This window comes from Intestinimonas sp. (assembly GCF_026169115.1).
Classification (GTDB): domain Bacteria; phylum Bacillota; class Clostridia; order Oscillospirales; family Oscillospiraceae; genus Intestinimonas.
This window is the reverse complement of the sequence record NZ_JAPFEA010000103.1, coordinates 14,298-35,920: the sequence shown is the minus strand read 5'-3', so window position 1 is coordinate 35,920 and position 21,623 is coordinate 14,298. Positions and strand designations below refer to the sequence as shown.

At 59.4% G+C, this 21,623-nt stretch carries 23 protein-coding genes and 1 other RNA gene; 22 read left to right on the top strand and 2 right to left on the bottom strand.

Annotation, left to right across the window (positions count from 1 at the left end):
* The 19 genes from Q0Y09_RS09255 to Q0Y09_RS09160 all read left to right on the top strand — a co-directional run.
* A partial coding sequence (locus tag Q0Y09_RS09255; RefSeq protein WP_297720665.1) for a suppressor of fused domain protein occupies nucleotides 1-3,014 on the top strand: 3,014 nt, incomplete at its 5' end.
* Nucleotides 3,015-3,346: 332 nt separating this feature from the next.
* Nucleotides 3,347-4,480, top strand: a complete 1,134-nt coding sequence (gene tgt, locus Q0Y09_RS09250; protein ID WP_297720664.1) for a tRNA guanosine(34) transglycosylase Tgt — start codon at nucleotides 3,347-3,349, stop codon at nucleotides 4,478-4,480.
* A gap of 135 nt (nucleotides 4,481-4,615) precedes the next feature.
* Nucleotides 4,616-4,873 carry a preprotein translocase subunit YajC gene (gene yajC, locus Q0Y09_RS09245; RefSeq protein WP_297720663.1) on the top strand — a complete coding sequence of 86 codons (258 nt, stop codon included), beginning with the start codon at nucleotides 4,616-4,618 and terminating at the stop codon, nucleotides 4,871-4,873.
* Nucleotides 4,874-4,945: 72 nt separating this feature from the next.
* Nucleotides 4,946-5,365, top strand: coding sequence for a TIGR04086 family membrane protein (locus Q0Y09_RS09240; protein WP_297720662.1), 420 nt, complete (start codon nucleotides 4,946-4,948; stop codon nucleotides 5,363-5,365).
* 345 nt (nucleotides 5,366-5,710) lie between these two features.
* Nucleotides 5,711-6,520, top strand: a complete 810-nt coding sequence (gene proC / locus Q0Y09_RS09235; protein WP_297720661.1) for a pyrroline-5-carboxylate reductase — start codon at nucleotides 5,711-5,713, stop codon at nucleotides 6,518-6,520.
* A 27-nt stretch (nucleotides 6,521-6,547) separates the two neighbouring features.
* Entirely contained in the window at nucleotides 6,548-7,198 is a 651-nt protein-coding gene (locus tag Q0Y09_RS09230) for a hypothetical protein (RefSeq protein ID WP_297720660.1), read from the top strand.
* A gap of 34 nt (nucleotides 7,199-7,232) precedes the next feature.
* The gene (xerD, locus tag Q0Y09_RS09225) at nucleotides 7,233-8,117 is read left to right on the top strand and encodes a site-specific tyrosine recombinase XerD (protein ID WP_297720659.1); all 885 of its coding nucleotides are present in this window, start codon (nucleotides 7,233-7,235) and stop codon (nucleotides 8,115-8,117) included.
* Nucleotides 8,118-8,274: 157 nt separating this feature from the next.
* A complete protein-coding gene (gene ruvC, locus Q0Y09_RS09220) occupies nucleotides 8,275-8,811 on the top strand; it encodes a crossover junction endodeoxyribonuclease RuvC (protein ID WP_297720658.1) in 537 nt (178 codons plus the stop codon).
* A 24-nt stretch (nucleotides 8,812-8,835) separates the two neighbouring features.
* Nucleotides 8,836-9,441: a Holliday junction branch migration protein RuvA gene (gene ruvA, locus Q0Y09_RS09215; RefSeq protein WP_297720657.1), complete on the top strand. Its 606-nt coding sequence runs from the start codon at nucleotides 8,836-8,838 to the stop codon at nucleotides 9,439-9,441.
* A 17-nt stretch (nucleotides 9,442-9,458) separates the two neighbouring features.
* Nucleotides 9,459-10,106 carry a DUF6054 family protein gene (locus Q0Y09_RS13265; RefSeq protein ID WP_317380373.1) on the top strand — a complete coding sequence of 216 codons (648 nt, stop codon included), beginning with the start codon at nucleotides 9,459-9,461 and terminating at the stop codon, nucleotides 10,104-10,106.
* 15 nt (nucleotides 10,107-10,121) lie between these two features.
* On the top strand, nucleotides 10,122-11,180 hold the full coding sequence (ruvB, locus tag Q0Y09_RS09200; RefSeq protein WP_297720656.1) for a Holliday junction branch migration DNA helicase RuvB: 1,059 nt from the start codon (nucleotides 10,122-10,124) through the stop codon (nucleotides 11,178-11,180).
* A 38-nt stretch (nucleotides 11,181-11,218) separates the two neighbouring features.
* On the top strand, nucleotides 11,219-11,569 hold the full coding sequence (locus Q0Y09_RS09195) for an SdpI family protein (RefSeq protein WP_297720655.1): 351 nt from the start codon (nucleotides 11,219-11,221) through the stop codon (nucleotides 11,567-11,569).
* Between the two features lie 6 nt (nucleotides 11,570-11,575).
* Entirely contained in the window at nucleotides 11,576-12,931 is a 1,356-nt protein-coding gene (glmM, locus tag Q0Y09_RS09190; protein WP_297720654.1) for a phosphoglucosamine mutase, read from the top strand.
* An 83-nt stretch (nucleotides 12,932-13,014) separates the two neighbouring features.
* Nucleotides 13,015-13,650 carry a sigma-70 family RNA polymerase sigma factor gene (locus Q0Y09_RS09185; protein WP_297720653.1) on the top strand — a complete coding sequence of 212 codons (636 nt, stop codon included), beginning with the start codon at nucleotides 13,015-13,017 and terminating at the stop codon, nucleotides 13,648-13,650.
* Between the two features lie 73 nt (nucleotides 13,651-13,723).
* Nucleotides 13,724-14,008, top strand: a complete 285-nt coding sequence (locus tag Q0Y09_RS09180) for a zinc-ribbon domain containing protein (RefSeq protein WP_204741194.1) — start codon at nucleotides 13,724-13,726, stop codon at nucleotides 14,006-14,008.
* A 141-nt stretch (nucleotides 14,009-14,149) separates the two neighbouring features.
* A complete protein-coding gene (locus Q0Y09_RS09175) occupies nucleotides 14,150-14,356 on the top strand; it encodes a DUF1858 domain-containing protein (protein ID WP_130849990.1) in 207 nt (68 codons plus the stop codon).
* A gap of 72 nt (nucleotides 14,357-14,428) precedes the next feature.
* Entirely contained in the window at nucleotides 14,429-15,142 is a 714-nt protein-coding gene (locus Q0Y09_RS09170) for a class I SAM-dependent methyltransferase (RefSeq protein WP_297720652.1), read from the top strand.
* Nucleotides 15,130-15,930: a Nif3-like dinuclear metal center hexameric protein gene (locus Q0Y09_RS09165; RefSeq protein ID WP_297720651.1), complete on the top strand. Its 801-nt coding sequence runs from the start codon at nucleotides 15,130-15,132 to the stop codon at nucleotides 15,928-15,930. Before Q0Y09_RS09170 ends, Q0Y09_RS09165 begins: the two co-directional genes overlap by 13 nt.
* A 71-nt stretch (nucleotides 15,931-16,001) precedes the next feature.
* Nucleotides 16,002-16,730 (top strand): YebC/PmpR family DNA-binding transcriptional regulator, encoded by a 729-nt coding sequence (locus Q0Y09_RS09160; protein ID WP_297720650.1) that lies wholly within the window; start codon nucleotides 16,002-16,004, stop codon nucleotides 16,728-16,730.
* Nucleotides 16,731-16,790: 60 nt separating this feature from the next.
* Here the strand turns inward: Q0Y09_RS09160 and Q0Y09_RS09155 are convergent, their stop codons facing one another.
* Nucleotides 16,791-17,429, bottom strand: a complete 639-nt coding sequence (locus tag Q0Y09_RS09155) for a MerR family transcriptional regulator (protein WP_297720649.1) — start codon at nucleotides 17,427-17,429, stop codon at nucleotides 16,791-16,793.
* A 104-nt stretch (nucleotides 17,430-17,533) separates the two neighbouring features.
* Nucleotides 17,534-17,938, bottom strand: an RNA gene (gene rnpB, locus Q0Y09_RS09150) — RNase P RNA component class A.
* Nucleotides 17,939-18,122: 184 nt separating this feature from the next.
* On the opposite strand from rnpB, the gene murD reads away from it, so the two are divergent.
* The 3 genes from murD to Q0Y09_RS09135 are packed head-to-tail and all read left to right on the top strand — an operon-like array spanning nucleotide 18,123 to nucleotide 21,610.
* Entirely contained in the window at nucleotides 18,123-19,505 is a 1,383-nt protein-coding gene (gene murD, locus Q0Y09_RS09145) for a UDP-N-acetylmuramoyl-L-alanine--D-glutamate ligase (RefSeq protein WP_297720648.1), read from the top strand.
* Nucleotides 19,506-19,553: 48 nt separating this feature from the next.
* Nucleotides 19,554-20,594: a M42 family peptidase gene (locus Q0Y09_RS09140; protein ID WP_297720647.1), complete on the top strand. Its 1,041-nt coding sequence runs from the start codon at nucleotides 19,554-19,556 to the stop codon at nucleotides 20,592-20,594.
* A 2-nt stretch (nucleotides 20,595-20,596) separates the two neighbouring features.
* A complete protein-coding gene (locus Q0Y09_RS09135) occupies nucleotides 20,597-21,610 on the top strand; it encodes a M42 family metallopeptidase (RefSeq protein ID WP_297720667.1) in 1,014 nt (337 codons plus the stop codon).
* Nucleotides 21,611-21,623: the final 13 nt, after the last annotated feature.

Below are 21,623 nucleotides of genomic sequence, written 5' to 3'. Positions count from 1 at the left end.
ATATAGGAGAACGGGAGCCTTTTGAAAAGGCGCTGGAACTTCTGACTCCCCATGAGGAGTATTTTGCGGGCGATCACTGCTGGAATTATCGAATCGCTTTGGCCTATTACTGCCTGGATGAGGAAGGCCCCGCCCTGTGTTACTTTGAAAATGCCCTAAAAGCCCGCCCCGGAGACAAAGATACCCAGGAGTACATAGACGATTGCCGCCGCCGTCTGGCCCTGCCCCGGTTTGAGAAGAACTTCCGGGAGAGGACGGAGGACGCCTGGGCAGCCTTTGCCCAGGTCGAAGGGGAACTGCGCCAGATCATGGACAGCGACCAAACGCACCAGCGGGGCGAGGAGCTGATTGAAACATGCGGGAACGCACTCAAAACGGCCCTGCGTGATACTTCCTTTGAGCTGGGCTTCAATGGCGAAAAATATGAACTGATCCTCAGCCCGGAGGGCCTTCGCTCTCGTCTGTTCCCGTTGGTGTACTTCCAGCAGCAGGCCCCGGAATCGGTACTGGAGCATTGGAATATCTTGGTAGGTCGTCAGCCCTGCGAGGGGTTTGAGCTGCGGGCCGGAGACATCGAAATTCGGGCCGAGGATGTGCAGGTGTGGGTAGAGAAAACAGAGGACAACCAAATGAGCATGGTCCTGTACTGTGAAAAGCTGACGCCACTGTTGAAAGAGGACACGGACCGGGTCTGGTGGGCGCTCTCCATGCTGGTGGATCAAACCATCGGAGAAGTTTCCGCTATCGCGCTGATTGCCGGTTTTGATATTTACGCGGAGCCGAAAGATGAACCGGCCAAGCTCCTTTCTGAATTGCCGGAGCTGGTGCAAAGCATGGGACTCTCCCTCTGGCGGGATGGCAGAGATTATCTGGAAAACAGCTACATTGCCTATGAACTGGAACCGGTGGAAGATCCGGAAGCCGACTGGCGGCTGGATGTCTATACGGGAAGCTGCCGCCTGCCGGTGCTCATCAACGACTATCTGTCCGCCCGCAGTGATATGGTGGATGAGTACCACAAAGACGGCATCGTGGCCGGTTTCCTGTGCTATCCGGTAGACGGATTTGCGGGAGAGAACCGGGCCGAACAGATCCTGCAATTCCGGGACGCCCTGCAAGAGGCCATTCTGACGCACGCCGGAGAGGACGCCGTCACCTTCCTGGGCGGAGCCACCGGCCTGTACTATGGGTATCTGGATTTCCTCGCCTGGAACCTGCCCGCCGTGCTGAACGCGGCCAGAGATTTCTTCGCCGGGTCCGACGTGGCCCATGGGGTGTTCCATGTATTCCGCCGGGATGTGGGGTCGGTCCGCCTGTGGGAGCGGGAAACCGAGCCGGAGGTGGACCCGGAGACCGGGTCTCTGCTCTCGGCAGAGGATATCGAAACGCTGGAATCCTTTGACGAGGGCACCTCCGGCTATTTTGGCAGGATGTTCCACTGGCTGGAGGACTTTATTGAGCGGGGCACACAAGAGGGGAGATTCACCCAACGTCAGGTCCAGCAGGACCTCCAGATCGCTTTATGGTATTCCTTTGCCTGTAACAATCTGGATGAGTACCGGTACTATTACAAGGCGGCAGACTGGATGAAGGGTTCGGAGAAAAATGCCGCAGGCTGCGCTACCTGGTACTACCGCTATTCGGTGGCTCTGATGTACTGCGGCAGGCTGGAAGAAGCACTTAACTACGCGGAGAAGGGCGCCCAGGAGGAGCCGGACTACCCCTGGATCTGGCTGCAAGTCGGTAAGCTGCGGGCGCATTTTGGTGATAAAACCGGTGCGCTGGATGCCGTCAAACAAGGATTGAAACTGGAACCGGGCGATTATGAGTTCCTGACCCTCAAAAGAGAAATCGAGCAAGGTGCGCCGCTGGAGCAGATGGAATACCATTGGATCAACCCTGCTGCCGACCAGACGCTCCAGCAGGGACTGGACGAGGACGCCGATGACAAACAACGCGCCATCTCCTGCATCACCGTCAATGAGGATGGACTGGAACGCTTCTGGAGCATCTTTGGCTCCAAGCCGGAGCAGTACATGCCTAACGCACCCTATACGCAGTTCCCGTATATAGTAAAGGACCGTTCTGTGGATCTGGTGTTCCAAATGAATGAAGCGGGAATGTCCAAACTGAATCCCGACTGGTTGGAGCAGTTGAAGGGCTGGCTTCAGAGTGGACAGTGGCTGGAACGGGCGCACCCGGACGGCAGAGCGGCCCGCCTGGACACGGTGCTGATAGGGCTGGACTACCGCATGGGTCTGCTCTATAAGCTGATAGAGGAGGACGCATACTTCCAGATCTTCCTGAACCCGGACGGGACAGAACAGGAGGGCACTTTCTGGTCCTCGGAGGAGAACTGTGAACCAGAGCTTTACACAGAGGAAGAGATGTCTGCGATAGAGCAGCACATTGAAAACACCTTTGGTGAGTTTGAGAATGTGTTCCATGAGCTGGTTTCCCCCGACATCCATGTGGACATCTGCGTAGTTCCGCCCTCTGAGGAGCGGAACTACTACACGCTGGTGACGATGGGCATGGGGGCCCACCGGATGAATGTGCCGGAGGAACTGGCAGAGTACAAGCTGGAGCGGGCGGAGCTGGTCATCGCCCTGCCGCCGGACTGGAAGCTGGACAGGGAATCCATGGAGGATGAGCGGTGGTACTGGCCCACCCGGCTGCTGAAGGTCCTGGCCCGCCTGCCCATCGCCAGCGACACTTGGCTGGGCTTTGGCCATACCATAGACAATGAGAAGGACTTTGCAGAAGGCACAAAGCTCTGCGCCAGCCTTCTGATCGGTCCCCAGGACATGGACATGGGAGAAGTTGGCGAGGTCTGCGTTTTGCCGAGCGGCGAGGAGGTCAACTTCTACCAGGTCATCCCCCTGTACCGGGAGGAGCTGGAATACAAGCTGGAACATGATGCAGACGCCCTGCTTGAGCAAATGGCGGAGGTCAGTTTTGTGGTCTGTCCGGATCGCCGGAATACCGTGACCTATCAGGAAAACGAGGTCTGATACTGATATATTCCGCAGAGCAGAGATGACCGACAAGGATTTGGATCGTTTCTGCATCTGCCTGTAAAAGCCATATGATAGCAGCCCTGCTGAATGATAAATTTAGCAGGGCTGCGTCATCACTCGTGTCCCAAACGCCGGCACCTTGACGTTGAAGGGGATAAGCTCACCGTCTACATTGCGGAACTTTTGGAGTCGTGAGGAGGGGCGTTCCAGAGAAACGCCCTGTGATTCTGTGTTGTAAAACCGGCAGCCCTCTGGTATAATGGCAACTGTTGTCAAGGAAAGCCGCGCCGGGTCCCTGGCCTGGCCGAAGGAATAGGAGTTTTTTCGTGTTCAAAGTCATCAAAACCGAAGGCCGCGCCCGGCGCGGCGAATTTTCCTGTGCCCACGGCGGGGTGGTCCAGACCCCGGTTTTCATGAACGTAGGGACGCAGGGCGCCATCAAGGGAGCGGTCTCCGCCCATGACCTCAAAGAAATCGGCTGTCAGATCGAACTCTCCAACACCTACCATCTCCACCTGCGCCCCGGCGACGACGTGGTGCGGCAGATGGGCGGGCTCCACAAGTTCATGGACTGGGACGGTCCCATCCTCACCGATTCCGGTGGATTTCAGGTCTTTTCCCTCTCGGGTCTGCGGAAGATCACCGAGGAAGGGGTCACCTTCGCCTCCCACATCGATGGCCGGCGCATCTTCATGGGGCCGGAGGAGTCCATGCGCATCCAGTCCAACCTGGGCTCTGACATCGCCATGGCCTTTGACGAGTGCGTGGAGAACCCTGCTACTTACGAGTATGTCAAGCCCTCCTGTGAGCGGACCCTCCGCTGGCTGGAGCGGTGCAAGGCTGAGCATGACCGGCTCAATGCGCTGCCAGGTACCGTCAATCCCCATCAGATGCTCTTCGGCATCAACCAGGGCGGCACCTATCCTGACCTGCGGGTCTGGCACATGAAGGAGATTGCCAAGCTGGACTGCGACGGCTATGCCATCGGCGGCCTGGCAGTGGGGGAGCCCACCCAGACCATGTATGACATCATCGAGGCAGTGGAGCCCCACATGCCGGCGGACAAGCCCCGGTACCTGATGGGGGTGGGGACGCCCTCCAACATCATTGAGGGGGTGGCCCGTGGCGTGGACTTCTTCGACTGCGTCATGCCTGCTCGAAATGCCCGTCACGCAAAGCTCTTTACCTGGGATGGGGCCCTCAATATCAAAAATGAGAAATACAAGCTGGATGACCGCCCCATTGATCCCTCCTGTAATTGTCCCACCTGCCGGTCCTTCTCCAGGGCATATATCCGTCACCTCTTTGCGGCAGGGGAGATGCTGGGGATGCGCCTGGCGGTGCTCCACAACCTGTGGTTCTACAACGAGCTCACCCGCCGCATCCGAGAGGCCCTGGATCAGGGCTGCTTCAGTGAGTTCCGGGCCGAGTACAGCCGCCGTTTGGAGCAAAGGGTATAAATTTAACAAAAGACTTGTCAAAAATGCGTATTAACGTTATAATATACTCTACTGCCTTGATACAGCTGAAAAAGAAAGCAGGAATCAATCATTTGGAGGTAATGTCTTTTGGGTGAATGGATGTCTACGATCGGTATGCTGGTAGTCATGCTGGCCATCTTCTATTTCCTACTGATCCGGCCTGAGAACAAGAAGAAAAAAGAACTGGCCAAGATGCGCAGCGAATTGACCATTGGGGATGAGGTCACCACCATCGGTGGCATCATCGGTACCATTTGCGCGGTCAAGGAGGAGAGCATTGTCCTTGAGACCGGCGCCGACCGGGTCCGTGTGGAGTTCGCCAAGTGGGCCATTTCCACCAAGGGCGCGCAGACCACCGAGACCACCAAGTGAGTTAACTCCATAGCATGACAAGCACCCTCTTTGCATAGGCTTCATCAGAAGCAATGCGAGGAGGGTGTTTTCATGCGCAAAACAGGGGAGGAGCAGGGCGTCAGATGGCTCCAGGTCATGGCTTCCATCCTGCTGGGAGGACTGTTGTCTCTGGCGGTGTGTCTGGTCGTTCTTCTGCTGTGTGCCGTTGGCATCTCCAATGGCTGGCTCGGGGAGGCGTCCATGGATCAACTGGCCATTGCGGCCTGTGTGCTCGGTGGCTTCTCCGGCGGTGTCCTGACCGTAAAACGCTGTGGGAGCCGGGCGCTTCTGGCCGGCTTGGCGGCGGGGGGAGCCTTTTTTCTGCTGCTCCTCGCCGGAGGGCTGCTCTTTTTCCCGGAATCGGCCTGTGTGGACCAGGGCGGTCTGGGGTTGTTGTCCGGCTGCCTATGCGGCGGCGCTGCCGCCGGGCTCCTGTGCGCCAGGCCGAAACGGAAGCGGCGCAGAAGGTAAGAGCTTTTTTGTGCGGCGGGGAATGCGGTGATTACAATTTGTATATCGCGTGCTGTGATGAACAGCGTATACACTACGTAAACACAATATATCATAGACGCTAAAAGCGCCGGAACATTATATTGTGTCATCTTTGGCTAACAGGTGAAGCGGCTCGAATTGCCATCCAATTGATTTACATAATATAATTTACATAATCTGTTGTCATAATACCCAAAAATGAAAAAATATCCTGTCAAGGAATTGAAAAGTTCTCTGTTGTGGCTTATAGTACTGTTTGTCGAAAGCGCCGTAGCCGGCCCTTCGGCAGATGTTCTATCTTACAACAACTGGGAGGCTGGAGAGATGGCCAATATGGACACGATGGTTTTGGGGTTTATTGGAGCCGGAAATATGAACGGCGCCATCCTGCGCGGTGTGTTGCGTCAGAAGCGAACAGAGCCGGAGCGGGTATGGCTCTCCAACCGCCACCCGGAGAAGCTGGATCCATTCGCTGCGGAGGGCGTCCATACCACTACGGATAATGCTCAGGTGGCCGCTCATTCCGACCTCATCATCCTGGGTGTGAAGCCCCAGATGTTCCCTGATGTTCTCCCGGAGCTTGCGGGGATCACGGCGGGAAAATGTGTGGTCTCCATTGCGGCCGGGATCTCGTCGGAGTCTCTGCGCAGCGCCCTGCCCGGCGCTCTGGTGGTCCGGGCCATGCCCAACACGCCCCTGATGGTGGGCGTAGGAGCCACGGCGGTAGCCCGGGCGGAGGGCGTACCCGAGGACCTTTTCCAGACGGTAGTGGCGCTCTTTTCCGCTGCCGGCGAGGTGGCGGTCATTGAGGAGCGTCAGATGGACGATATCATCAATGTCAACGGGTCCTCGCCCGCCTGGTTTTTCCGCATGGCTGACGTCATGGTCCGGCGGGCGGTCTCTGTGGGCATTGATGCACAGACGGCTCTGACCCTCACGGCCAAGACGATGGAGGGCGCCGCCCGGCTGCTGTTGGAGTCTGGGAAGAGTCCGGAGGAACTCTGCCGTCAGGTCTGCTCGCCGGGCGGCACCACGCTGGCTTCTCTTTCCGCCTTCGATGACCGGGACTTTGACGGTTTGATGCTGGATGCCATGGAGCGGTGTACGAAACGGTCGAAAGAGCTCGGCAGATGACCTTCCTATTTGATACGCTTGTCTCATATGCTCTTACGAGAGGTGAAGACGTTGAGAAAGCGGATCGTCAGGTTTTGGGATATGCCGCCCGGGCATGCTGCGCCGGCCCTGGTGCTCCTCTCCGCAGCTTTTGCGGCAGGAGCCCTGGCGGGGCTGCTGATGGCCGCCCGGGTAGACGGCGGGGGGCAGGAGAGCTTGGGCAGCTATTTACGCGCCTATCTGGAGGCAGCCAAAACGGGCGGCGCCGTGCCGCCTGAACTGGCACCCGCCCTATGGGAGTCGGCGCGCTGGCCCCTGCTCACCCTCCTGCTCAGCTTTACCGTGCTGGGCGTGGTGGGTATCCCCGCTGTTTTTGTGGTCCGCGGCTTTCTTTTGTCTTTTGCGGTGTCCTCTTTTGTGCGCATCTTTGGCGCAGCGGGGGCCATATTGGCCTTTTTTGCGTTTGGTTTTAGCGGGACCATCTCTCTGCCTGTCCTTTTTGTACTGGGCGTACAGGGACTGCTGTCCGCCTTAAATCTGGCGGGACGGACCGCCGGCGGAGGGAGGGGGCCGGTTGTCCTGCGGGATCGCGCATTCTGGATGCGTGTAGGACTGTGCGCCGGAGGGCTGATCCTGACCGCGCTGCTGGAATGCTGGGCGGTGCCGGTGCTGCTTGCCTCGGTGGCAGAACTTTTTTAGAGGCCGCGATATCGAAGTGGAAGGTGGAGAGCGGATGGATGAGATAAAAGGCTATGAGTCCTATCTCAAAACAGAAAAGCGAGCATCCGACAACACTCTGAGCTCCTATCTGCGGGATGTGCGGCAATTTGCCGACTACTGTATGCGGGAGGGCCTGACACTGACCCAGGCGGGCCGGTCAGATGTGGAACGCTATCTTCGCGGTCTCACCAGCCGGGGAAAATCTGTGGCAACGGTGACGCGGGCCGCCGCCTCTCTCAAGTCTTTTTATGGCTACCTCATCCGGATCGGGGAGGCAGCGGTCAATCCGGCGCGCGGGGTAGCGCCAGCCAAAGTGGAACGGAAGTTGCCGCAGATCCTCACCAGCAAGGAGGTAGAGATCTTCCTGGAGCAGCCTGAGCGCACGGATCTCAAGGGCTGTCGGGACCATGCCATGCTGGAGCTCCTGTATGCGACCGGGATTCGGGTCAGTGAGTTGATTGAGCTGAACACCGACGATTTGAACCTCTCCGGCGGTTTTCTCCGCTGTGCCGGGAAAGGGAAGGGGAAGGAGCGGATCATTCCCCTGTATGCCGCCGCCGTCCAGGCCCTTGCAGAGTACCTTCGGGAGGTGCGGCCCCAGCTGCTGGAGTCCCCAACGGAACAGGCCCTTTTTGTGAATATGGCGGGGAAGCGGATGTCCCGTCAAGGCTTTTGGAAGATCATCAAGTACTATCAGGAAAAGGCGGGGATCGAAAAGGAGATCACACCCCACACCCTGCGCCACTCCTTTGCCGCCCATCTGCTGGAAAACGGAGCGGATCTGCGCTCCATTCAGGAGATGCTGGGACACGCGGATCTCTCTTCGACACAGATCTATGCACAACTGGTGACTCAAAAGTTGAAGGACGTCTATATCAAAGCCCATCCACGCGCATAATATGGAATATGAGGATGCTCAGGAGTCCTTTCCTTCTAACAGCAGAGCGCCCGGATGAAATGTCCGGGCGCTCTGCTGCGTCTGAACCGCTTTTCCGGGTTGCGCTGTTCTGTCTGCCGTGGTACAATAAATCATGTATAAACCTTTGGAGGATATCATGATTATATTAGGCATCGATCCCGGCTTTGCCATTGTCGGCTTCGGCGTTTTGGAGTCGGAGCGGGGGCGGCAGCGGCTGCTTCGCTGTGGGGCCATCACGACGCCTGCCGGGCAGCCCCTGCCGGCCCGGCTGCTCCAGATCGAGGACGATATGGCGCAGCTCCTGTCTGTTTTCCGGCCGCAGGCCATGGCTGTGGAGGAGCTTTTCTTCAATAACAATGTCACCACCGGCATCGGCGTGGCCCAGGCCCGGGGGGTCATCCTGACGGCAGCAGAACGGGCGGGCGTCCCCATTTTCGAGTATTCGCCCTCCCAGGTCAAGCAGGCTGTGGTGGGTTATGGCAAGGCGGAGAAGCGGCAGGTCATGGAGATGACCAAGCGGCTTCTGGGCCTTCAAACGGTACCCAAGCCGGACGACGCCGCCGACGCGGTGGCCATCGCCCTTTGTCACGCCCGCTCGGCTGTCTCGCGTCTGGCCGTCCTGGACCCGGCCACCCCGGGCAGCGGGCGGTATGCCGTGCGCAACAGAGGTTAGAACGACACATAAGGCGGTAACAGCATGTTTTACTATGTCAACGGAACCGTGGCACACATGGCGCCCTATCTGGCTGTCATCGACTGCGGCGGGGTAGGCTATGCCTGCCGTACCACCAACAACACCCTGGCCCAGCTGAAAAAAGGGGAGACGGCCAGACTCTACACCTACCTCAACGTCCGGGAGGACGCCATGGAGCTCTATGGCTTCTTCACCGAAAATGAGCGCAACTGCTTTCAGCTCCTCATCGGGGTGTCCGGGGTGGGGCCGAAGGCGGCGCTCTCTATCCTATCCTCCAGCACACCCGAGACCCTGGCCATGAGTATCATCACCGGGGATGAAAAGGCCCTCACCGTGGCCCCGGGCATCGGAAAGAAGATCGCCCAGCGGGTCATCCTGGAGTTGAAGGATAAGCTGGCCAAGGGGCAAATCGCCCCCGGCGGGGAGAGCTACGGCGGCACCGGAGTTACCGTTATCCCGGAGAACAAATCCTCTGAGGCGGCCGCCGCCCTGGCCGTGTTGGGCTACTCCCAGGCCGAGATCGGTATGGCCCTCAAGGGCATTGATCTGGAGGCCCTTCGTCTGGAAGACATCATCAAACAGGCCCTCAAGAAAATGGTGAAGGGATAGGGAAGGGGGAGTCATTCGTGGCCAAGCTGGAACGGCACCTCACCGGAGACTTTGACGCTTTCCTGGAGCATCTCCATCGAGGGCTCCTCAACGGAAGCGCCTCAGCCAGCTACGAAGACGGAAGCGATCATCGCAGCGCCGGCGGCCTGCGCTGTGCCGTCCGGGTCTATGAGCGGTACAGCATGATCGGCGGCAACCGGGTGAGCCTCAACCTCACTTTAGTGGGGGAGGGGAGGGACCTCTTTCTCTCTGCCATCACCTCCGGCGGCAGTCAGGCCGTGATCTTTAAGATCAATACCTTGGGCGAGGGCGCTTTTCTGGACTGTGTGGCGGAGCTGCTGGACAGCTGGAGACCTGAGCCTGACCCCATTGGAAACGAAGGAACAACGGAGGAGAGACGTCCATGTCCCTGCTGCGGCAATTATACACTGAGCACACCGCTGGGCAGCTATGAGCTCTGCCCGGTCTGCTGTTGGACGGATGACCCCTGGGCGTCGGAGCGCCCGGAGGAAATCGGAGATTACAATGCAGTCCCGTTAAAGACTGCACGCCGCAACTACCAGATGTTCAACGCCTGTACAGAAGAACTGCGCAGTCAGGCCCGTCCGCCTGAGCCGGAAGAGCTGCCTGAGGTCTATTCACATATACATGGGACTGACTCCTGAAAGGGAAGTGAGACATTGAGCATTGATTTTTCTGACAGCGGTGGTTTTGAGACCGAAGCCCCGCTGGTGACCACCTCCCTCACCCGGGAGGACGAGAATGAGGGCTCGCTGCGCCCCAAGACTTTGCGGGAATACATCGGCCAGGAGAAGGCCAAGGGCAATCTGGAGGTCTTTATCCAGGCGGCCAAGATGCGCAGCGAGCCGCTGGACCATGTGCTCCTCCACGGCCCGCCCGGCCTGGGCAAGACCACCCTCTCCGGCATCATTGCCAATGAGATGGGGGTCAACATCCGCATCACCTCCGGCCCGGCCATCGAGAAGCCCGGTGACCTGGCCGCCCTCCTCACCAATCTGGCGGAAAACGACATCCTCTTTGTAGACGAGATCCACCGGCTCAACCGCTCGGTGGAGGAGATTCTGTATCCCGCTATGGAGGACTTTGCCATCGATATCATCATCGGCAAGGGGCCGTCCGCCAACTCCATCCGTCTGGACCTGCCCAGGTTTACCCTCATCGGCGCCACCACCCGGGCCGGGCAGCTCTCCGCCCCCCTGCGTGACCGGTTCGGCGTCACCCTGCGGCTGGAGCTTTACACCCCGGAGGAGCTTGCCCGCATCGTCACCCGTTCGGCAGGTATTCTGGAGGTGCCCATTGAGGAGGAAGGCGCTATGGAGATCGCCAAGCGCAGCCGGGGTACCCCCCGCATCGCCAACCGGATGCTGCGGCGGGTCCGGGACTTTGCCCAGGTGAAAGCAGGGGGCGTCATTACCCGCAAGGTGGCCGACGAGGCCCTTACCGCTCTGGAAGTGGATCACCTGGGATTGGACGCCATCGACCGGCGGATGCTCCACTCTATTATTGAGCACTATGGCGGCGGTCCGGTTGGGCTGGAGACCCTGGCTGCCACCATCAATGAAGAGGCCGTCACCCTGGAGGACGTCTATGAGCCCTACCTCATGCAGATGGGCTTCCTCACCCGGACACCCCGGGGACGCTGCGTCACCCGGCGGGCCTATGAGCACCTGGGCCTGTCCGTCCCCGGCGGGATGGGCATGGACCAGCTGAGCTTTTGAGGTGTGTACCCATGCTGTTCTGGCTGTTTTGCCTTTGCATGGATCTGCTGATCCCCGTTGTTATGCTTCTCCTGGGGCGGCACTTTCTGACCAGACCGCCCAAAACCATCAACGACCTGTATGGCTACCGTACCGCCCGATCCATGAAGAACCAGTCTACCTGGGACTTTGCCCACCGCACCTGCGGCAGGCTGTGGTTCCGGCTGGGGCTGGTTCTGTTGCCGCTGAGTGCGCTGGTCATGCTGCCCGTGCTGGGCGCGGATACCGGAACGGTGGGTTTGTGGTGCGGCGCTGTGGCGCTGGTCCAAACGGTAGTACTTCTGGGCAGTATCTTTCCCGTGGAGCAGGCGCTGAAAAAAGAGTTTGACCAATTCGGAAAGAAAAGGTGATCATATATGGGTAAGTTATTTGGTACCGATGGCATCCGCGGCGTGGTCAATGCCGGGCTGGACGCCACGCTGGCATATAAGGTGGGACTGGCTACGGCTCAGGTCCTTCGGGGGGAGGAGGGACGTAAGCCCCTGGTGGCCATCGGCAAGGACACCCGTATCTCTTCCGACCTGCTGGAGGGGGCCCTTGTGGCGGGACTGTGCTCGGCTGGCGCCGATGTGCTCCACCTGGGCGTCATCCCCACGCCCGCCGTGGCCTGGGTGACGGTGGACCGGAAGGCCGCCGCCGGTGTGGTCATCTCGGCTTCCCACAATCCCTTTGAGCACAATGGCATCAAGATCTTCAACGGAAAGGGCTTCAAGCTCTCCGACGAGCTGGAGGGGGAAATTGAGGGATTGATCCTCTCTGGAGAAGTGGAGCGTCTGCCACTCAAGACCCACGACGGCATCGGCAGGGTCATTTATGCCGATGAGAGCGCCCGGGACGATTATATCGACCATCTGGTCTCTACGGTCCCCGATGGCCTGGACGGGCTCCGCATCCTGGTGGACTGCGCTAATGGGGCCTCCTCCGCCACCGCGCCGGAGCTCTTTGACCGCTTTGACGGCCTCCACTGCGATATCATCAACGCCGACCCTGACGGGGTGAACATCAATACCAACTGCGGCTCTACCCACATGGACGGTCTGGCTGCCATGGTAAAGGCGGGAAGCTATGACCTGGGTCTGGCCTTTGACGGAGATGCAGACCGCTTCCTGGCCGTCAGCGAGATGGGCATTCCCATTGACGGCGATCAGATCATGGCCGCCTGTGGCCGCGCCCTCAAGGAGCAGGGAAAACTGCCCGGCAACACCGTCGTAGCCACCGTCATGTCCAACATTGGACTCCACCGTTTCTTTGCAGAGAACGGCATGCAGGCAGTTTGCACCGATGTGGGAGACCGAAACGTGCTGGAGCGGATGCTGCGGGACGGCTATGTTCTGGGCGGCGAGCAGTCGGGCCATACCATTTTCCTGGAGCATTCCACCACCGGGGATGGCCAGCTCACTGCGCTTCAGTTCCTGCGTATCCTCAAGGCTTCCGGGTGCAAGGCATCTGAGCTGGTGGCCGACTGTCGCCAGTACCCCCAGGTATTGGTCAATGTAGCCGTGGCTGACAATGCCCAGAAACAGTCCATCATGGCCTCGGACACACTGAAGGAGGCCATTGCCGGAGGGGAACAGGCTCTGGCCGGCAACGGGCGCATCCTGGTGCGTCCCTCCGGTACCGAGGCTCTGGTCCGGGTCATGGTGGAGGCAGAGACCGCAGAGATTGCCGACGCCTGCGCACACCGACTGGCAAATCTCATAAAAACCCTTTGATTTTAGGGAAAACGCTAAAATAATCTGCATAAACGCTTGACACAAGGGATGCTTTCGACCTATAATAGTCAAGGAGTCTTGGAATGAGATCAGCAGACACTGACCAAACTATGCTTTCGGATGAGACGCTGTGTCGTCAGGCCGCTTTGGGTGACCGCATGGCGGAAGAGATCCTTGCGGTACGCTATCACCGGCTGGTGCGCGTTTGTGCCCGGCCCTATTTCCTGGCGGGCGGAGATAGTGAAGACCTCATTCAGGAGGGCATGATGGGTCTGCTGAGTGCCATCCGGGAATTTCTCCCCGATCGGGGGAGCAGTTTCCGCACCTATGCCGAGACCTGCATCCGAAATCGGATCCTCTCCGCCATCCGGGCGGCAGCCAGAGATAAGCATAACCCACTCAACCATTATGTCTCTTATGAAACCCCTCTTTTTGATGGGAACACCGACCGTTATCCATTTGCCGCATCCCGGCCACCTTTGCAGAATCCCGAAGATATGTATATCAGCAGGGAAGAGCGCCGGGAGCGTCTTGGGACGCTCAAGGGACAGCTATCCGGCTTGGAGGCAAAGATCCTGACCCTCTTTCTCCGGGGGTATTCTTACGCGGAGATCGCGGTTCAGGTAGACCGGTCCCCGAAAGCGGTGGACAACGCCGTGCAGCGCATCCGACGCAAGGTCGCACGGCACATTTCTTCCGGCGATTTCAGCAAAGGCTGAACGCAATATTACAGTCCCAGCACCATCGGTTTATTCCGGACCTGGGCAATCAGTCAAAGAGAGGGAAAAGATCATGTACGAAGACAAGACACTTGTATGCAAGGAATGCGGCCAGGAGTTCGTGTTCACCGCCGGTGAGCAGGAGTTCTACGCTGAGCGCGGTTTCCAGAACGAGCCCCAGCGCTGCAAGGCCTGCCGTGACGCCCGCAAGGCCGCTGCCCGTGGCCCCCGCGAGTACTTCACCGCTACCTGCGCTGCCTGCGGCGGCGAGGCGAAGGTTCCCTTCGAGCCCAAGTCCGATCGTCCTGTTTACTGCAGCGAGTGCTTCGCCCGTATGCGGGAGGAGCAGGGCCGCTAATTTCATACGGCTTGAAAAAGAGACGCCTGTGGGCGTCTCTTTTTTCTTTCTTGAGAAATCAGTCTTTTCCTATTGAAAAATGAGGCATAATGGGGTATACTAAAGCATACCCAAATCCTAGCTTTTTGGAGGTTTATTTTTATGGCTACCATTACCAAGGATACCATCATCGGCGACATCCTGGACATCGCTCCCGAGACTGCCCCTGTGTTCCTGTCCATCGGGATGCATTGCCTGGGCTGCCCCTCTTCCCGGGGTGAGACCGTGGAGCAGGCCTGCATGGTCCACGGCGTGGATGTTGATGCTCTCCTGGAGAAGATCAACTCCATCGTCCCCGCCGCCAACTGACACAGCGCGAGACGGAGCGGCTGAGGCCGCTCCGTTTTTGTGTTCAGAGATCTGTGGAGAGGAGAGAAGAGGGTGCGACCCATTGAACTTACGCCCCGGCTGCTGGCCCTGGCCCGGCAGGTGCCGCAGGGGGCCCGTTTTGCCGACGTGGGGACCGACCATGCCCGGCTTCCGGTGTGGCTGCTGGAGCAGGGAATCATTCAAAGCGCCATCGCCAGCGACCTGCGGGAGGGCCCACTGGAACAGGCCAGGGAGACCGCCCGCCGCCATGCTTTGACGGACCAGCTTTCTTTCCGTCTGGGGGATGGCCTTGCCCCGATCCGCGGGGAGGAGATCGACGTATGTGCCATCGCCGGCATGGGCGGGGAGACCATCGCCGCCATTCTGAGTGCCTGCCGTTGGGCGGCCTCGGGCGGGCATACATTCCTCCTCCAGCCCATGACCTCAGTGGAGGACCTGCGGGGATGGCTGTGGCGCAGCGGCTTTCGGATCATTCATGAGGAGCTGGTGGGGGAGGGCAGGACCATCTATGTGGTCATCACCGCCATTCCGGGCTCCATGGTGCCCATGACGCCTGCGGAAGAGTGGGCGGGCCGCCAGTACCGCGGCATGGAAGCCCCGCTGCGCGGGACCTACCTGGACCGCCTCTGTGGTCGGGTGGCCGGCATGGTGGAGGGTCTGCGCCGTTCCACCCGACCGGAGGACCTGGAAAAGCTGCCCCGTCTGGAGGAAGTGCTGACAGGACTCAATAAGATGAAGGAGGAGTGGGACAGATGGCAGCAGTAAAGGACATCTATGCGTTTCTGGATGGTTTGGCGGCCTTTGATACCCAGATGGACTTTGACAACGCCGGTTTTCTGGTGGGACGGGGAGACAGGGCGGTAAACCGCCTGCTGGTCTCTCTGGACATCACCGAGGAGGTGGTGGAGGAGGCCGGAGAACTGGGTGTGGAGCTCATCGTCTCTCACCACCCGGTGATCTTCCATCCCGTCAAATCCATCACCGAGCGAGATCCGGTGGGCCGGACCCTGTTGGCGCTGACCGAAAAGGGCATCGCGGCCATCTGTGCCCATACCAATCTGGACGTCGCTGTGGGAGGCGTCAACGATGCGCTGGCAGCCCGACTGGGTCTCACCGACACAGTGGTTCTGGAGCCCTCCGGCCTTGACCGGGAGGGCCGCCCCATTGGGATCGGACGGGTCGGCGCTGCCGCTGCCGGTGCGCCCTCCTCTGCGGCGGACTACGCCGCCTTTGTAAAAGAGACGTTGGGCGCCAATGGCGTTCGGTATGTGGACGCCGGTCGCCCGGTGCGTCGGGTCGCAGTGGGTGGCGGGGCCTGTGGGGATATGGGGCCGCAGGCGCTGGCCCTGGGATGTGATACCTTTGTTACCTCTGACGTCAAATACAACCAGTTCCTGGATGCCAGAGATATGGGGCTCAACCTCATTGATGCCGGACACTATCCCACTGAGCATGTGATCTGCCCCATCCTGGCCGATGCCCTCCGCAAGGCTTTTCCCCAGGTGGAGGTCCTCCTCACCCGGCGGCACAGAGAGGTATTTTCTTATCGCTAGGACTTGAATCAAATCAGGTTTTGTGGTAAAATATAACCGCATTTTTGAGAATTTAGAAGGGGACGAATCCAATGTCAGGACATTCCAAGTGGCATAATATCCAGAAGACTAAGGGCGCTGCCGATGCAAAGCGTTCTCAGATCTTCACCAAGATCGCCCGCGAGATGATCGTGGCGGTGAAGCAGGGCGGCAGCGGCGACCCCAACAACAACTCCCGCCTGGCCACCGTCATCGCCAAGGCCAAGGCCGCCAACATGCCCAACGACAACATCAAGCGCACCATCGACAAGGCGCTGGGCTCCGGCAACACCGACAGCTATGAGAATGTGGTGTACGAGGGCTATGGCCCCTCCGGCGTAGCCGTGATCGTGGACGCCCTCACCGATAACCGCAACCGTACTGCGCCCGAGGTCCGCCATCTGCTGGACAAGTACGGCAAGGGCCTGGGCGCTACCGGCTGCGTGTCCTGGTCCTTTGACCGCAAGGGTGTGATCGTCATTGAAAAGGAAGATCTGGACGAGGATACCGTCATGATGGACGCGCTGGACGCCGGCGCCGACGATATGCAGTCCGAGGAAGAGACCTTTGAGGTCTACACCGACCCCGATGCGTTCGGCACCGTTCTGGCCGCCATGGAGGAGAAGGGCTATACCTTCCTTCAGGCTGCTGTGGAGATGGTCCCCCAGAACTATGTCAAGCTGGAAAATGAGGACGAGATCAAGAACATGGAGAAGCTCATCGATCTGCTGGAGGAGAACGACGACGTTCAGAACGTCTGGCACAACTGGGAGCAGAACTGAGTTTCGGACATCCTGCGCAAACTGTTTGAAAAGGAGCCTGCCGTATGGCGGGCTCCTTTTTCATGGCACATATTCAAAATGCCGGTACAGCCATTTTCCCGCCTTGCTGCCCAGTATCAGGGCGGCGGGGAGGGGGAGAATCACAAAGGGCAAAAGCACGGTCAAGGGGTTGAGCATAAGAGCGAAAATGTCAAACGACCAAGCCAGGCGATCCATGGCCCAGATGTAGAGCTTCCACGCGAGGAAAGCACACACCGCCATCGCTGTCCACTCAAGGACGGAGGCCCAGTCCACACGGGAGAAGGACTTCCGCTGGTCACAGCGGGGGACAGGCTGTCCCCTTACCTCCCGCTCCAACAGAGCGGCATACGACTCCAGATCATCTGCCAAAGCGGTATCTGCGGCGCTCAGCCGCTCGTAGGAGCTGATCGCTTTCCGGAGCCGTTTCCGCAGGGCGAAGGCGGCGTCAGGGGCGTTCTTTTGGAAATCCTGCCCCATGGATCGGATCTCGTCAATGGTAAATCCGGCTTTGCGCAGGGTGGCGATGGAGCGGAGGCGCAGGACATTTTCCTCGGAAAAATCCAGCCAGGTCCGCCCGCCCCGATCTTGAGACGGCGGGGTTACCAGACCCTCCCGGACATAAAACCGCACCGCCCGCTCTGTAAGGCCGGTGGCGCCGCAGACCTCCTTCATTTTCATGGCGATCCCCCCTTGTCGAAAAGAGTATAACATCTTACGTAAGGGAAGTGTCAAGGGTTTGGGGCAAAAAAGAAGGCCCGGAGCGCAATGCTCCGGACCTTTCTGGTACAAGTAAGCCTGTAAGCCGGGTTCTGTCCTTTAAGACAGCCATCTATCTAGACGCGCCGTTGCCAGCGCGTTCCAGCCACCTCCATGGGACGGCCGGGCCGGCCTGTGTGTCCCTCCACGGTGTTGCTCCGGATAGAGTTTACAGCGATGGGCAGTCTCCAGCCATCGGGTGAGCTCTTACCTCACCTTTCCACCCTTACCTCGTCGGCGCAAGCTTCATATCCCCACGAAAGCAGACACTTTCGCGGGGACCCCATTTGGGGCCGAGGCGGTATCTCTCTGTTGCACTTTTCCTAGGGTCGCCCCCGGCGGATGTTATCCGTTATCCTTGCCCTGCGGAGCCCGGACTTTCCTCATGGACGGCCTTTCGGCACTGCCCACGCGGCTGTCCAGCTTACTTGCAGTTGCATATTATATCTCATTTGCACTCCAATGTCAATTCGATTGAAATATTCACATTTATCGTCTATAATAAATCCATCGGCCTGGTGCCCAGCACCGTGGCCTGTCATGCCTTTCCTGGCGCTGCGGAGTTCCGTCTGAGCTGCCGCTGCTCCAGGCAGGAAAACCAAAGGGGGAATGGCTATGCCGACCACCATACAAGACTATCTGGCGGGACTGAAAGGCAAGTCCGTCGCCGTTATCGGCATTGGCGTATCCAATACGCCGCTCATCAAAATGCTGCTGCGGGCGGGGATCCAAGTCACCGCCTGTGACCGGAACCGACGCGAGGAATTCGGAGGACTGGCGGAGGAGCTGGAAAGCCTGGGCGCTGAGCTGCGGCTGGGTCCGGATTACCTCAAGGGTCTGGACCACGACGTGATCTTCCGTACGCCGGGCATGCGGCCCGATGTTCCCGAACTGCTGACGGCTCAGGCGAAGGGAAGTACGGTCACCTCTGAAATGGAGGTGTTCTTTCAGGTCTGTCCCTGCCATATCATCGCCGTCACCGGCAGCGACGGAAAAACCACCACCACCACCATCATTGCGGGCCTCCTCCGTGAGGCGGGCTATCACACCTTCCTGGGCGGCAACATCGGGAAACCGCTGCTCGCCGACGTGGACGGCATGGAGCCAGACGACTACGCGGTGCTGGAGCTCTCCTCCTTCCAGCTCATGACCATGGACCGGAGTCCTGGGATTGCGGTGGTCACGAACCTGGCGCCCAATCACCTGGATGTCCACAAGTCTATGGATGAGTATATCGCTGCAAAGGAAAATATCTTTACACATCAGTCTCCCAATGGGAAAGCCATCTTCAATTTTGACAACGAGATCACCCGGAGCCTTGTCGAATCGGCGCCGGGACAGGCGGTGCTGTTCAGCCGCCGGCAGGCGCTCAGTCAGGGCGTCTGCCTCAGAGACGGCGCCATCTGCGTGGCAGGTTCGGACGGGGTGCGTCCGGTGCTCCCGCTGGACGGCATCCTGCTGCCCGGTGACCACAACGTGGAGAACTATATGGCGGCCATCGCCGCCGTGGATGGGCTGGTGCCTGATGAAGTTATCCGCCAGTTTGCCGCAAAATTTGCCGGGGTGGAGCACCGGATCGAGCTGGTACGCACCCTAAACGGTGTGCGCTACTATAACGATTCCATTGCCTCCAGTCCATCCCGAACCATTGCCGGTTTGCGCTCTTTCCGGGAGAAGGTCATTCTCATTGCCGGCGGCTATGACAAGCACATCCCCTTTGACGTGCTGGGGCCTGAAGTTACAGCGCATGTGAAGTACTTGGTCCTGACAGGCGACACAGCGGACCAGATCGCCGACGCCGTGCGGAGCTGTCCAGACTATCAGGGGACGCCTCCCATCTCCAAATATGAGGATTTCAGCGCCGCTGTGCTGGCGGCCCACAGCATGGCACAGCCGGGGGACGTAGTCCTTCTGTCGCCGGCCTGCGCTTCGTTTGACCATTTCAAGAACTTTGCCCAGCGGGGCGAGGCATTTAAGAAAATCATCTATGAGCTTTGAATCCCTGATAGGAAGAACGCGGTCTTTCCGCGGAAAGGAGTGGAATATTTGGATACAAGAGACGTTTTGGGGCGCCTGAGCGGGATGGCCGGGCCCTCTGGCTTTGAACAGACCGTAGCCGCGCAGGCTGCCGACCTGATGCGGCCTTTTCTGGACGAGGCCAATGTAGATCGCTTCGGTAATGCGGTGGGGGTGCGTCTGTGCGGACGGCCAGGAGCGCCCCGCCTGCTGCTGGATGCGCACCTTGACGAGATTGGCCTGATCGTCACCGGCATTGAGGAGGGCTTCCTCCGCTTTCGCACCATCGGCGGCGTGGACCCGCGGATGCTGCCTGACCGGGAGCTGACCGTGCTCACCGAGCCCCCGGTCCTGGGCGTGGTGGCCTGCCTGCCGCCCCACGTACTCAAAGCAGGGGATATGAAGAAGTCTATCCCAATCAACGAGCTCTGGGTAGATGTGGGAATGACCCAGGAGGAGGCAGAACGCCGAATCCCCATCGGAACCCCCATGGTCTTCCGGGGCGGGTGCTTTGACCTTATGAACGGTAAGGTCTGCGGCAAGTCCATGGATGACCGTTCCTGTTTTACCATCCTGCTGCGGACCGCAGAGCTGCTCAAGGATAAAACGCTGGATGTCGACCTCTATATCATGGGCAGCACACGGGAAGAAGTGGGCGGCGCAGGCGCAAAGGTGGGGACCTTCGGGCTCCGCCCGGACTGCTGCGTCGCGGTGGATGTGACCCACGCCAAGACCCCGGACAATCCCAAGGGCCGGCGCAGCGGCGTCGGCGGCGGGCCGCAGATCGGGGTGGGCCCGAACATGACCCGATGGATGACGGAACGCATGATGGCCAAGGCCAAGGCGCTGGGCATCCCCTACGATCTGGAGGTCATGGAGGGACACACCGGCACCAACGGCTGGCACATGCAGGTGGTCCGGGAGGGTGTCGCCACCTCGGTGGTCTCGCTGCCCCTGAAGTATATGCATAGCCCCATTGAGGTGCTGGATCTGGCGGACATCGAATCGACAGCGGCCCTGCTGGCCGCCTTTGCGGAAAATCTTGGGAAGGAGGCGAAGGAGCTTTGCTGAACATGGTCAAAGAGCTCTGTCTCCTCAACGGTGTCTCCAGCGGGGAAGACGCTGTGCGGGACTATCTGATGGAGCGTTGCAGACCCTATGCCGCCTCCATGAAGGTGGATGCCCTGGGCAATCTGATCGTCTTCAAACGGGGAGAAAAGTCCACTGGAAACAAGCTGATGCTCACCGCTCATATGGATGAGGTCGGCTTTATCGTCAATGACATCACGGAGGACGGATACCTTAAATTTGCCCCCGTGGGCGGCATTGATCCCCGGGTGGTCATCGGCAAGCGGGTGAGCGTCGGTCCCGGGCGGATCCCCGGGGCCATCGGACTCAAAGCCTACCACCTCGTCAGCGATGAGGAGGAAAAAAGAGTTCCGGATTTTGAGGACCTGTATATTGACATCGGCGCCAAGGACCGGGCAGATGCAGAAGCCGTGACCGCCCTGGGCGCTCTGGCGGCCTTTGAGAGCGATGCGATGGAGTTCGGCTCCAGCATGCTCAAGGCCAAGGCCCTGGACGACCGGGTGGGCTGCGCCGTTATGCTCAAGCTTATTGAAGAGGAGCTGCCCATGGACTGCACCTTTGTGTTCTCGGTCCAGGAGGAGGTCGGCACCCGTGGGGCGTTCGGCGCCGCCTTTTCAGTGACGCCGGAGATCGCCCTGGTGCTGGAGGGGACCACGGCGGCGGATCTGCCCGGCACCGATGCGCATCGGCGGGTGACCGCCCTGGGCAATGGCCCAGTTCTGTCTTTTATGGACAGCGGCACCATCTACGACAGGGGACTTTTTGAACTGCTGCGTGATCTGGCGGAACAGCACCACATCCCCTGGCAGAGTAAAAACTATACCTCCGGCGGCAATGACTCCTCCGCCATCCAGCGCACCAAGGAGGGTGTGCGGACAGCGGCGCTCTCTGCACCCGTCCGGTATCTGCACACCCCGTCCAGCGTGGCCTGTATACAGGACATCCATCAGATGCACACATTGGTCAAACACTTTATCGAAGCCATTGCGGCCTCGTGATACAGGAGGATAG